This is a genomic window from Dyella acidiphila (assembly GCF_014863405.1).
GTDB classification, from domain to species: domain Bacteria; phylum Pseudomonadota; class Gammaproteobacteria; order Xanthomonadales; family Rhodanobacteraceae; genus Dyella_B; species Dyella_B acidiphila.
Genome location: NZ_JACZZA010000002.1, coordinates 46,783 through 61,354, shown reverse-complemented (window position 1 = coordinate 61,354; position 14,572 = coordinate 46,783). Strand labels below are relative to the sequence as shown.

Annotated in this window: 4 protein-coding genes; all 4 read left to right on the top strand. The window is 63.6% G+C overall.

Annotation, left to right across the window (positions count from 1 at the left end):
- Positions 1-157: 157 nt before the first annotated feature.
- The 4 genes from IGX34_RS04735 to IGX34_RS04720 all read left to right on the top strand — a co-directional run bounded on the left by IGX34_RS04735 (position 158) and on the right by IGX34_RS04720 (position 14,220).
- Positions 158-397 (top strand): hypothetical protein, encoded by a 240-nt coding sequence (locus IGX34_RS04735; RefSeq protein WP_192554552.1) that lies wholly within the window; start codon positions 158-160, stop codon positions 395-397.
- Positions 398-613: 216 nt separating this feature from the next.
- The gene (locus tag IGX34_RS04730) at positions 614-979 is read left to right on the top strand and encodes a response regulator (protein ID WP_192554551.1); all 366 of its coding nucleotides are present in this window, start codon (positions 614-616) and stop codon (positions 977-979) included.
- Positions 980-1,774: 795 nt separating this feature from the next.
- On the top strand, positions 1,775-2,725 hold the full coding sequence (locus IGX34_RS22410) for a helix-turn-helix domain-containing protein (protein ID WP_192554550.1): 951 nt from the start codon (positions 1,775-1,777) through the stop codon (positions 2,723-2,725).
- 578 nt (positions 2,726-3,303) lie between these two features.
- A complete protein-coding gene (locus tag IGX34_RS04720) occupies positions 3,304-14,220 on the top strand; it encodes an autotransporter-associated beta strand repeat-containing protein (RefSeq protein ID WP_192554549.1) in 10,917 nt (3,638 codons plus the stop codon).
- Positions 14,221-14,572 lie beyond the last annotated feature (352 nt).

Genomic DNA, 14,572 nt, shown 5'->3' with positions numbered 1-14,572 from the left:
GTTTACTACACAAACTCTTGCATACAAGTGAGCCACGGTAGGTTGTGATCGTTGAGCGTCTTTGGCAGGGAAAGCCGATTCATGCGCCACAACCGGTCCATGCCCAGGCCGGCACGGAGCAAACAAACATCATGATCGCTACGTCAGGAGAAATCTCATGAATCGCACGGTATTCGGTTTGGCAGTCGCCTGTATCGGCTTGGCCCTCGGCGGGTGCCAGAATTCCAGTAACAACGGCGCAGCGCCGGCGCCAGGCGGCGAAGGCAATCCGCCGGCCGCCGCTTCCGCACCCACGCCGTCGCCGGCTGCACCAGCGCCGGCCCAGACCGCGATGACGCCGCCGGCAAGCAGCACGGCAGCAGCACCGGCGACGGGATCGACCTCCGCCGGACATTGATCCTCGCGCTGCAACACGCACTGCCGTCGCCTTCGCTGGCGGCAGTGCGGCAGCTGTGTTCACGATAGTTGAAACTCGCGTTGACGCCATCTTTACAGCGTTACGCGGGGGTTTCGGTTTGTCGCCGCGGGGTCGAGGCGATATTCATTATCTGTTGTGCTGATCCCAAATACCGTTCCGCTAATGCCGCGTCGGCATGTTTCGGGTAGGGATGGCATGAAGACTGTTCTGCTCGTCGAGGACAACCGCGATGTCCTCGTTTCCACCGCGTATGTCCTCCAGGAAGCCGGCTTCGAGGTGGTGGCGGCAGCCAATTTCGACCAGGCCAAATCCGTGGCGGCGGTGCGCACCGACATCGGCATCATCCTTACCGACCTCAACCTCAACGAAGGCCTCAACGGCATCGAGCTGGGCGCGGCCATGCGCGAGGATGGGCTGAACTGCCCGGTGATCGTGATGTCCGGCAATGCCGAGCCGCCCGAGCACGGCTGGCTGCCGTGGATGACCTACCTGCCCAAGCCGTTCGATCGCAAGACCTTGCTGGCGGCGATTGCCGAAAACCGCGAGCCAGTCGTTTCCTGATCGGCCATGCATTTATGGCGGGAGGCGTGCCCACAGGCATGCCTCCCGCGTCGTTTGAGCTGCTCAGAAATTCTCTCGAAACGAGGAGGCCGTGTGAGTGCTTGCTGCTTTTGCCGGTGGCCTCCTGGCAGCGAGATCGATGGATGCGCGGTCCCATTGGCGATTGGCCGATAAAAAGCCGTCCTGCATGGACGGCTTTTTTGTAGAGCAATAACGCGGTGCGGAGGATATCGGTACGGAATGAATCCGTCCGACCGACGTCGCCTACGAAAGCAGAGGCCTCATCATGCATGGGTGCGCTCGATCAGGCTTGCATATCACCTACGCTGCGCGACGCTGGCTGTTAGTTGGCCAGCACAAGCGTGGTACTAGTCCCGTGCGCGGTCCGGCGTCGCGTGATCTCAATGGAACGGGACGTCGCAAGTAAGTGACGCCATTAAATGCTTGAGTCCGTTCGCGTGATGGCTGCACATCGCGATCCGGATGGTGCCGTCATTTAGGTGATCTTTCGTTGGGGCTCTTTTTCCCTCATAGATCATCTCTTCTGAGAATTCTCCCATTCAGAAAAGCAGGTATCCGATTCGCGTATTCAAAACGCGCATCGCTTGCGCAAGGCCAAGTGTCTGTCGAGGCTGCACATTGCGCGTCTGCAGAACGTGAATTTTTCACGATGTTTGCCTGTGACTTTCGTCGCATTGAGCAATGCATGGCTCCTGTTACGGTCCATCACTGGCGAGCTACGCACGAACCGGATGTTGGGCGCGGCACGCCATCGAAAGTCGAAGGGGGCTATTCGTGGCAGGCGATGTTCGCAATTCCAGCAATGTCATCGAAATCGATGAGCGTCGTGAATTCCGGCGCGAGCGGATGCGAGCTGCCCTGGATGTAGTGACTTTCATCGACGCTCGCGATCGAGCCGTCGAATGCCCGCTGGCCGGGGCCGTGATGCCCGAGCGGCAGTGCGATGTCCGCGATCGCAGCCTTGCGATGCGTAGCGACACAGGTCATTGCTTTCTGCAGATTTTGGCCACGGGCCTGTCGTGGGACGAGGTCGACGATGCCGATGCCCCGGTGGGCATGGGCGATATCTGCATCTTCGATCTGGCCCATGCACCGGAAGGCCAGGTTGCAGCGAGCTCAGCAGTGTCGATCACCGTTCCGCGCCAGCTGCTGGAGAGAGCCCTCGGCCCGCGAGGTTTGCACGGTGTCGTGGTGAAGGCGCATTGGCCAATGACGCCGTTGATCGCCGGCTATTTGCGCATCCTTGGCTCACTGGGGACGCAATTGCCGGACGTGCAGGTCATCGCGGCGCAGGAAGCGCTGGCAACGCTGCTGGCGGCGGCGCTGAAAAGCGATATGCCGGATGACGGTCATGCGGTGCCCTCCCTGGGGACACGGCTGCGCCAGACCATCGTGGACTTCATTGCGCGCAATTTGTACTTGTCGGAGCTCTCGCCCGAATTCCTTTGCCGACGCTTCAACGTATCGCGTGCCCATCTATATCGGGCATTCGCCGCGGATGGCGGAGTGGCAAAGGTATTACGCGACATGCGCCTTGATGCCGCCTATGGCGAGCTTACGGATGCCGGGCGTGCGACGCGCTCGATCACGGAGATCGCCTACAGCCTGGGCTTTTCCAGTGCCAGCCAGCTGCTGCGCAGCTTCCGGACCCGCTTCGGCATCACGCCGAAGGAGGCCAGGGCACACGGAGGCGTGCTCTATCGAGGGGAGGCCGCGGACTTTTAGGCAGGCTATCAGGGGTTTTAGGCAGGGCACGCGCAACACCGGGGCGCGCGCTATACGACGCCCGCGCTTCTTGAAAAAAGTTCGCTGGCGTATGGACGTCCAAAAAGAGACGCCATGCCTAATCAAATGAGACGTCATGCGGATTTCTTTTGACTCTCTTTGAATAACCTGACGCGGGGCTTGCGCGTAAGTGCTGCGACCCTTGCATGAGGGGGAATCGCTTTACCGTGGCGTCTGTTGGCGGAAATTTGGCTGGGGATCATCTCCGGCGCAGGGGGCTGTGCCAGTGTTGTTGCTTCGCACGCATTTGGATCGATGGTTCGTCGACGCGCGCAGCGTGCCCGCACCCCGCCTTGCATGTCTGGTCATGGTCATCGCGACAATCTCGCCCCGCCATGCCTATTTCGTCATGAGCTTCGCGACGATCTCGCCTCGGCATTCATGCCGGCGAGACTCACGACATTTCTTATTTGAGGGCGCGTCACGCGCCAGCGATCGGGCCGACAACGGCCTGAACAACAGCGTTGTGCGCCGTTGCGTGCAAGCGCATCAGTTTTTGGTATCGACAGGGGTAAGCAATGAACCGAGTATTTCGCATCGTGTGGTCCACGGCACTCCATGCATGGGTGGTAGCTTCCGAACTCACTGGCAGGCATGGCAAGGGACGCGGTCGTTCCGCTGCGATGACGACAGACCAGCGGCCTGCATCGCGGCATGCGTCGATCGGCTCGCCGCTGCGCCTGGGCATTCTTGTGGCGATGGCGATGTTGTATGCGCCGGTGGCGTTGTCCAGCACCGACCTGTACTGGGACGTCAACGGCGGAACGGCCGGCAGCGGCGGCACCGGTACCTGGAATACGTCTCTGCCGTTCTGGAACAGCGCCAGCGACGGTGTCGCCGGGCCGTTCGTCAACTGGGACAACAGCGCGCTCAATAACGCGTGGTTCTCCGGCACCGCGGGCACAGTGACACTGGGCACGCCGATCACCGTGCAGAATCTGAATTTCACCGTTACCGGCTACACGCTCACCGGCAGCACGCTCACCTTGGCGGGTACCACGCCAACCATCTCTGCCGCTGGCGTGGCGACCATCAGCTCGGTGCTCGCGGGAAGCGCGGGTCTTACCAAGACCGGCGCCAGCCAATTGACGCTCACCGGCACGAACACCTTCACCGGTGCTATCAACGTGTCGGCCGGCACGCTCGCCGTCAGCACGGATGCGGGGCTCGGCAATGCCAGCAACAGCATCACCCTGGCGGCGGGGACGGGCCTGACCTCCACGGGGGTGCTGGCATCCAGCCGTGTCGTCACCTTGTCGAGCGGTTCGGAGGCGCTGCGGGGCGGCGTAGGATCGGCGCAATTCACCGGCGCCGGCAGCGCTCAGATCTTCTCCGGCGTGACCATGAGCAACGCCACGAGCAACTACACCGGGACGACCTCGTTTGCCGGTGGCGGCTCGTATGCCTTCACATCGGTTGCCGATCTTGGCGTGGCCAGCTCCCTCGGTGCGCCAACGACGGAGGCCAATGGGCTGATCTCCGTGGCGGCAGGCGCGGCTACCTGGGGAACCCTGTCCTACACCGGCACGGGTAGCACCTCCAATCGCGACTGGCTGTTCCAGAACTCCGCCGCCTCTGGCAACTCGTTGGTCAACAACGGCACCGGCACGCTGACCCTGACCGGCAACATCGGCAGCACCAGCACCGGGACCCCGGCCCTGATATTCCAGGCGGCCAGCGCCGACATCGCCTTGCAGGGCGTATTGAGCGCCAGTTCCAGCCGCCTGTTCGAGTACAACGGTTCGGCGGGGCGCACCATCACGCTGGGCAATGCCAACACCTACACCGGTGGCAGCAGCATCATCGGCATCACGGTGAAGGCGGGTGCGCTGGCCGACACGGGCACGGCCAGCTCATTCGGCACGGGCACGGCGGCCGGCATAAGCATCAGCAGCAGCGGTACGTTGAGCTATACGGGCGCGGGTTCCAGCAGCAATCGCCCCTTCACCATCGACGGTGTCGGCACCATCAGCAACGACGGCACGGGCGCGCTGGCGCTCAGCGGTGCCACCGCGTTTACGACCGGCGGTGCGGCCGGAGACACGCTGGCGCTCGCCGGCAGCTATACCGGAACGAGCACGTTTTCCGGCGTGATCTCCGGTACGGGCAATGTCTCGATGAGCGGCGCGGGTACCTGGGAGCTGGATGGCGTCAATACCTATGCCGGCACCACTACCGTGCAGAGTGGCACGCTGCGGCTTGGCGCGGGTGCGACGCTGGGCGCGTCCACCGGGCTGGTGGTCAACGGCGGCTTGCTGGATCTCAACAGTGTCGCCATCACGGCGCCGTCGCTGGCTGGCACGGGTGGTGCGGTCAATCTCGGCAGCAGCACGCTTACGTTGAAGTCGGCTTCGGGCAGCACCAGCTACGCGGGCAGCATCGGCGGCACGGGCGGCCTCACCAAGCTCGGTGCGAGCACGCAAACGCTCACCGGCGCCAACACCTACACCGGCGCCACCACTGTCGGCGGCGGCACGCTGGCCTTGGATTTCAGCGTGGCGGCCGCACCGGCGAGCAACATCATCAGTGGTGCGTCCACGCTCAACCTCGGCGGCGGCACGTTATCGTTGAAGGGTGCGGCGGCGGCCAACAGTCAAGCGTTTAACGGCTTGAACGTCACGGCAGGCAACAACCGCATCACGGCAACGGCGGGCTCGGGCGGTTCGTTTACGCTAAGCCTGGGTGCCATCAATCGCAGCGGTGGTCTGGCCGATTTCGATTTCAATACCGGCGCCAGCATTACCACCACGCAAGCCGACGGCGCACTCGGCGGCTGGGCCACGGTGAACGGCACGGACTACGCGGAAGTTTCCGGCGGCGTCATCACGGCATTCACCAACTACGCGAACAAGGATGACGCTTCGCAGTGGCTGGCCGGCGACATCGTCAGCGACGCGGGTGGCAATGCCAATACGCCTTACTTCGGCACGGTCAATGGCAGTCTCGTACTGGGTGGACTCAAGTACACGGCGAACGCGGCGTCCACGGTGAATGTGGGCGCCGGCAATACGCTGGGCATCGACGGCACCATCCTCGTCACGTCTACCGTGGCCAGTTCCACCCAGACCATCCAGGGCGGCTCGGTGAGCGGCGGGCCGGGCGGCGCGCTCGGTGTGCAGCAGAACAGCGCCGGTACCTTCACCATCGCTTCGGTGATCGCCGACGGCGGTACGCCGACCAGCTTCACTGTAGGTGGCTCGGGTACCGGCTCCGTGGTGGTCACGGGCGCCAATACCTACACCGGCGGCACCACGATGAGCGGCGGTACGCTCAACTTCAATAGCGTCGCCGATGGCGGGCAGGCGAGCGCGATTGGCGCGTCGACGGCCGATCCCTCCAACCTGATGCTGGAGAACGGCACGCTGCGCTACACCGGCGCAACCGCAAGCACGGATCGCGGCTTCACGCTGGTCAACGGCGGCACGTCGCGCACGATCGAGGTGGACGGAACGTCGGACCTCACCTTCAGCGGACAGGTCACCAGTCCGGACGATGCGGGCTTCACCAAGACCGGCACCGGCACGTTGACGCTTACCAACGCGACGAACGATTTCGTTGGCCCGGTCACGGTCAGCGGCGGCACGCTGGCTGCCGCTGTGCTGGCCGATGGCGGCCAGGCCAGCAGCATTGGCGCAGGCACCAATGATCCGTCCAACCTGGTGCTGCAGAGCGGCGGCGCGTTGGAATATACGGGCGCGACCAACACGACCGATCGCGGCTTCACGCTGGGCACTGGCGGCGGGCAGGTCGCGGTAGATCAGGCCGCAACTACGCTGACCGATAGCGGTACGGTCATCGGTGCGGGTGGCTTGACCAAGAATGGCGCCGGCACGCTGGTGCTCAGTGGCGCAAACACGTATACGGGCGGCACCATCGTCAATGCAGGTACCTTGCAGGCTGGTTCTGCCCAAGCGTTCGGCGGACAGGCCGGCGGTACGGGTGCGGGCTCGATCACCGTGGCCGCGGGCGCCACCCTCGATCTGAACAACCTTTCGGTGTGGGTGGGTGGCCTCGCCGGCGCCGGCAATGTCACGCTGGGCACCGGCACCTTGCTATTGAATGGGAGTGGCACATTCACCGGCAACGTCAGCGGTACCGGCGGCGTCACGATGGACGCCACTTCCGCCCTGGCCACCCAGGTGATGAACGGCTGCGGCAACAGCTACACCGGCCCGACCACCATCGAAGGCGGACAGTTGAGCACCGACTGCCTTGCGAACGGCGGGCAGAACAGCGGCATCGGCGCCTCCAGCAGCGCGCCGGCCAATCTCACCATGAACAACGGCACGCTCGTGTACACCGGTGCCACCGTGAGCACGGATCGTGGTATCCAGCTCACCGGCGCCGGCACCGTCAGTGTCAGCAATGCAGCCACGACATTGACCGTCAGTGGTTCCATCCAGGGCGCAGGCGGCCTGACCAAGCAGGGTGCGGGCACGCTGGTTCTTACCAACGCCAATACGTATACCGGCGGTACCAGCATCGCTGCCGGCACCTTGCGTGCGGGTGTCAATAATGCTTTCGGTGGCGGCATTCTGAGCCTGTCCAACGTGGCCGGAGCGTTGCTCGACCTAAACAGTTTCACTACTTCTGCGTACACCCTTATAGGTGGCGGTACGACAGGCGGCAACGTCAATCTGGGCAGTGCAACGCTGACGATCACGTCCGGTAACGCGTACTTGGATACAGGCGACTTTGCCGGCGCCATCTCAGGGTCGGGCAATATCGTCAAGGGTGGCTCGGGCATCAACTATTTTTCAGGCGTTGCCAGTACGTACACCGGGGTGACCACCATCAATAGCGGCACACTCGCGGTGAACTCGCTGGCCAACGGCGGGCAGGCAAGTTCCATCGGCGCATCGAGCAACAGCGCGGCGAACCTCGTATTAAATGGCGGCAGGCTGCAATACCTCGGCACGGGCGGAAGCACCGATCGCCTGTTCACCCTCGGCCCGAGCAGCAGCCTGCTCGACGCCTCCGGTACAGGTGCGATTGCGTTCACCAACACGGGCGCCATTTCGTTCAGTGGCGCAGCCAATACTGCGCAAACGGTGACCATCACTGGTACCAGCACGGCCAACAACAGCCTTGCATTGCAGATTGCCGATAACGGCACCGGCAAGACCTCGCTCAACAAAACCAGCACTGGCACTTGGATCCTGAACAATGCCGCCAGCAGCTACACCGGCGTCACCAACATCGCCGGTGGCGTGCTTGGGGTGGCTCACCTGGCCAACGGTGGGCAGGCGAGCAGCCTCGGCGCGTCGTCGAATGCGGCGTCGAACCTGATCATCGGCAACGGCGCCACGTTGCTCTATACCGGCACAGGCGACACCACGGATCGCCTGTTCACGCTCTCGGCGGGTACCAGTGTGATCGATTCGTCCGGCACCGGCGCCATCGTCTTCAGCAACACCAATTCGGCTGCGTCCTCCGGCGCCGGCAATCGCACGCTTGGCCTTGGCGGCACCAATACCGGCAACAACACGATGGGCGGCGCCATTATCGATGGCACCGGCGGTGTCACCACACTGGCCAAGAACGACGCGGGCACCTGGCTGCTCACAGGCAACAACACCTATACCGGCAATACGGTGGTCAATGCCGGCATCCTGCAACTGGGCAACGGCGGCACCAGTGGTTCGGTCGCCAGTGCCAGCATCATTGTGGCGGCTGGCACGTTGGCGTTCGATCGCTCCGACACGCTGGAAGTGGATGGCACTATCTCGGCCGGTCCCATTTCCTCGGGCAATGTCGTGCAATCGGGCACCGGCACCACTGTGCTTACCGCCGCTAATACCTACACCGGCGGTACCTCGATCACCGCGGGCACGCTGCAGTTGGGCAATGGCGCGGCAAGTGGTTCGATTCTCGGCGATGTGTCGGATAACGGTACGTTCGCGATCGATCGTTCGGACGTCTATACGTTCGGCAACCTGATCTCCGGCAGCGGCGGCTTTACGCAGCTTGGCAGCGGCACCACCGTGCTTACCGATGCCAATACCTATACCGGCGCTACGAACGTGCAGGCCGGCACCTTGCTGGTCGATGGCGACCAGTCCGCTGCGACCGGTGCCACCACGGTGCAGAATGGCGCCATGCTCGGCGGCGCTGGCACGCTCGGCGGCAACGTCACGGTCGCCAATGGTGGCGTGCTGAGTCCGGGCGATGCCGGCGCGGCCGGCACACTGACTATCAACGGCAGCCTTACACTCAATAGCGGCTCCACGCTCAACTATCAGTTTGGCCAGGCCAACGTGGCGGGCGGCGCGCTCAACGATCTCACCGTGGTGCACGGCAATCTCACCTTGGACGGCACGCTCAATGTATCGGCCACGCCTGGCGGCAGTTTCGGCCCGGGCCTGTACCGCATCATCAGCTATGACGGCACGCTCAACGACCAGGGCCTCGCGCTCGGCACCGCACCGGGCGGTCCGTTCCAAGTACAGACGGCAGTGGCGAACCAGGTCAACCTGCTCAACAGCGGCGGCCTCACGCTCAATTTCTGGGATGGCCCGAACGGCCATGGCAACAATGCCATCGACGGCGGCACCGGTGTGTGGCAGAACAGCACCGGCAACGACAACTGGACCAACCAGACCGGGCAATACAACGCCCCGTATACGGACGGCCAATTCGGTATCTTCATGGGTACGCCGGGCACGGTGACAGTGGACGATACACTCGGTGCGGTAACCAGCTCGGGCATGCAGTTTGCGGTCAATGGCTACACCGTCACCGGCGATGCGATCACCTTGAACGGTGGTCCATCGATCATCCGCGTGGGTGACGGCACTGCCGCGGGCGCGAGCATGACCGCCACCATCAGCGCTCCGCTGATCGGCACCGGCGGCCTGGAGAAGGAAGACCTCGGCACGCTGGTACTGGCAGGCGCCAACACGTACACCGGCGGCACCACGATCAGCGCCGGCACCTTGCAGATTTCCAGCGACACGAATCTCGGCGATGCGTCCGGCGGACTGAGCATCGACGGCGGCACGCTGCGCAATACCGCGGCCATCACCTCGGCGCGTGGCGTGACAATCGGGCAGAGTGGCGCCACCTTCGATACGCAGGCCGATCTCGAACTCAGCGGCGTAATCGGGGGTGCTGGTGCGCTGACCAAAACCAGTGCGGGCACGCTGACGCTCGACGGCAGCAACAGTTATCAAGGCGGCACGTCGATCAACGGCGGCACCGTTTCCATTTCGAGCGACACCAATCTCGGTGACGCCAGCGGCGCGCTGGCGCTGAATGGCGGCACCTTGCAGAACACCGCCGCCGTAACGTCTGCGCGCGGCGTCACCTTGGGCAGTGGCGGCGGCACCTTCGATACGCAAAATGACCTGGAGCTCGACGGCCTGATCAGCGGCAGTGGCGCGCTGACCAAGATCGACGGCGGTAGCTTGGTGCTTGCCGCGGACAACAGCTACACCGGCGGCACCACCGTGAGCGGTGGCACGCTGCAGCTTGGCAACGGCGGCAGCGCCGGTTCGGTGGCCGGCGACATTGCCAACAACGGCACCGTGGTGTTCGACCGCAGCGATGTATCCACCTATGCCGGCACAATCTCCGGTATCGGCGCGGTCGAGCAGCAGGGCAGCGGCACTATCGTGCTCAGCGGCAACAACAGCTATACCGGTTCGACCGACGTACGTGCCGGCAGCCTGGTCATCAACGGCGACCAGTCGGCGGCAACCGGCCTTACTTCGGTCGACAGCGGCGGCACGCTGGGCGGCATGGGCACGATCGGCGGCGATGTGACCGTGGCCGACGGCGGCACGCTCAGTCCCGGCAATGTGGGCACGGCGCCGGGCACGCTGAGCATCAAGGGCAGCCTTGCCTTGAGCGGTACGTCCAACCTCAATGTCGATTTCGGCCAGGCGAATATCGTCGGCGGTCCGCTCAACGATCTGGTACAGGTGACTGGCAACCTGACGCTCGACGGCACACTCAATGTGTCCGTGTCTTCCGGCGGCAATTTCGATCCGGGTATCTATCGCATCATCAGCTACGGCGGCACGCTGACCGACAACGGTTTGAATATTGGCACGGTGCCGACGCCGGATTACGAACTGCAGACCTCGATCGCGCAGCAGGTAAACCTGGTCAACACCAATGGCCTGGCGGTGAATTTCTGGGACGGCAATGGTGCGCGCGGAGACGGCATCGTGGAGGGCGGCAATGGCGTGTGGCAGAACGCCGCCGGCAACGACAACTGGACCGTGGTGGACGGCAGCATCAACGCGCAGTACCAGGACAGCAGCTTCGCCATTTTCGCCGCCGCACCCGGTACGGTTACGGTGGATGCGAGCCTGGGCGCGATCAACAGTGTCGGCATGCAGTTCGCCACCGACGGCTACCGCATCGAAGGCGATTCGATTGCACTGGTCGGTTCGTCGCCGCTGATCCGCGTCGGCGACGGCACGGCCGCTGGCGCCAGCATGACCGCGACGATCGCCTCCGTGCTCACCGGCAGCAGCGGCATGACCAAGTCGGATCTCGGCACCCTGGTGCTGGCAGGCGACAACACCTATACCGGTGGCACGACCATCTCCGGCGGTGTACTGCAGCTGGGCGAGGGCGGAACCAGCGGCTCGATCGTGGGCGATGTCGCCGACAACGGTACGCTGGCCTTCAATCGTTCGGACGTCCAAACTTTCGGCGGAGCGATCTCCGGCTCCGGTGCGGTAACCCAGGCCGGCAGCGGCTCCACCGTGCTTACCGGCACCAACAGCTATGCCGGCGCCACGAACGTGCAGGCCGGCACCTTGCTGGTCAACGGCGATCAGACCGCCGCGACAGGCGCAACCACGGTGCAAAGCGGTGCCACGCTCGGCGGCGCGGGCATCATCGGCGGCGATGTGAATGTCGCCAATGGCGGCACGTTGAGCCCTGGTGCCGCCGCTGGCGCGGCCGGCACGCTCACCATCAACGGCAACCTGACGCTGGGGGCGAACGCGACACTCGATTATCAGCTTGGTCAGGCCGGCACCGTGGGTGGCGCATCCAACGACCTTACCGTGGTGCATGGCAACCTGACGCTGGCCGGCACGCTGGATGTATCCGCTACCGCAGGCGGCAGTTTCGGCCCGGGCGTGTATCGCATTTTCAGCTATGACGGCACGCTGACCGACGATGGGCTGAACATTGGTACGTCGCCATCGTCGGATGTGTTCGTGCAAACCTCACTGGCCAACCAGGTGAACCTGGTGAACAGCACGGGGCTCACGCTCAATTTCTGGGATGGTCCCGGCCACGCCAACGATGGCGCGATCACTGGCGGCACCGGCACTTGGCGCCTGACCGACAATGACTACTGGACCGATGCCACCGGTTCGCTCAATGCGCCTTATTCCAATGGCGCATTCGCCGTGTTTGGCGGTACCGGCGGTACCGTGACGGTGGACAATAGCAACGGACCGATCAGCGCTTCGGGATTGCAATTCCAGGCCGATGGCTACCGCATCGTCGGCGGCGATCTGGGGCTCACCGGTAGCGCATTCACCATCCGCGTCGGCGATGGCACCAGTGCGGGCGCGTCGATGACCGCGACAATCGACTCGGTCATCGACGGCGCAGGCATGCTGGTGAAGGACGATCTCGGCACGTTGGTGCTGGATGGTGCCAATACCTACATCGGCGGCACCGATGTGCACGCCGGTACGCTGCAGATATCGAGCGATGCGAATCTGGGTGCGGCAGCCGGCAGTCTTTCCATTGACGCCGGCACACTGCATACCACGGCCAGCTTTCAGAGCAGCCGAAGCGTCGGCCTGGGCGGTGCCGCCACCATCGAAACGGATGCGGGCACCACGCTGACCTTGAACGGTGGCATGGGCGGTACCGGCAGCCTTACCAAGACCGGTACGGGCACGCTGACGCTGGGTGGTGCATCGAGCTATGGCGGCGCCACGACGGTGGCGGCCGGCACCTTGAGCGCGGCCATGGCGAATGCATTCAATGCCTCCTCCGCCACCACCGTACAGAGCGGCGCCACGCTGGATCTCGGCGGCTTCGCCCAACAGGTAGGGGCGCTCACCAACGCCGGTACGGTTCATTTCGGTAGCGTGCCAGGCACCACGCTGACGGTGCATGGCAACTACACCGGTCAGGGCGGTACGCTGAACTTCAACACCGCACTCGGTGGCGACAACTCGCCGACCGACATGCTGGTAGTCACCGGCGATACGTCCGGCACGACGACCGTTCACGTGACCAACGTCGGTGGCGCCGGCGCGCAGACCAGCGAGGGCATCAAGCTGATCGATGTGCAGGGTGCTTCCAACGGCACGTTCGCCCTACAGGGCAATTACGTGTATCAGGGCCAGCAGGCGGTGGTCGCGGGTGCATATGCCTACCGCTTGTATCAAGGCAGCGCCGACACGCCCGACGGCGACTGGTACCTGCGCTCGGCCTTGACCAATGGATCGGCCACGCAGAGCAATGACCCGCCGCCGCCGCTGTATCAACCCGGTGTTCCGCTGTACGAGGCCTATGCGGGCATTCTGCAGCAGGCCAATACGCTCGACACGTTGTTCGAGCGCACCGGTAACCGGCAGTGGGCCAATGGGCAAAGCACTGGCGACATGCAGCCCGGCGAAGGCGTATGGGTACGCACGCAAGGCGGCGACCAGAGCTTCAAGCCGGAGACCACCACCAGCGGCAGCGACTACGATATTTCGCACTGGAAGACCGAGGTCGGCATGGATGCGACCGTGGCCGACGGCGGCAATGGGCGACTCGTCGGCGGCGCCACGCTGCAATACGAGCGCGACAACTCCAGCGTGAATTCGGCGTACGGCCAGGGCAGCATCAGCACTGACGCTTACGGCGTCGGCACGTCATTGACCTGGTACGGCGATGGCGGCCTGTATGTGGACGGCCAGGCGCGCTGGCTCCAGTTCGAGAGCGACCTGCGCTCCACCACGCTCGGGCGCACGCTCGAAAACAACAACAGGGGCAGTGGTTATGCGGCAGGTATCGAAGTAGGCCAGCGCCTGGGTCTGGGCAATGGCTGGTCGATGGTGCCGCAGGCGCAGGTGACTTACGGCAATGCGTGGTTCGACGGCTTCAACGATGTATTCGGCGCACGCGTAACCCAGCAGAACGGCGACACCGGAACCGCCCGCGCAGGCACCACCCTCGATTACCGTACCGTGCAGCAAGGTATATCCGGTCCAGTCGTTACCCATGTCTATGCGCTGATCAACGTGTACGACAACTTCAAGAACGGCGCACAGGTGAGCGTGGACGGTACCGACTTCACCACGCGCAACGATCATTTGTGGAGCAGCTTTGGCCTCGGCAGCGCGCTGGACTGGGCTGGCGGCCGCTACTCGGTGTACGGCGAAGTGCAGGTACAGACCGGATTGTCGCGGTTTGGCGATTCGAATGGCTTGAATGCCAACGTCGGCTTCCGCATGCGTTGGTAAGTCAATGACAGCTCGCCACGACGCTCTCTTCTTTGAAGAGAGCGTCGTGCTGGGGGATTTCACCGCGCGTCGCTGCAATGATTGAGCCGACCAACATTGCAATGGCGGCTGCTCCATGTCATCTGGGAGATCCCCAAAAGCGTGTTCTTGCCAATCACGCCGCCTGCCTATTGGGTATCTGGTGTTTCTGCGCTGGGTCGGAAGTGGGCCTTTGCAGAAAATAGCCGGTGGTTCCCGGTTCCCGGTTGCCGGATGCCGTCCATACCTGGTCAGCGTCAGCTAGGTGTTCGGCGCTTACCGGAATCGATGTTCAAACTCAGCGCAATCCGTGAGCTTCATGCCAGCGTGGAAT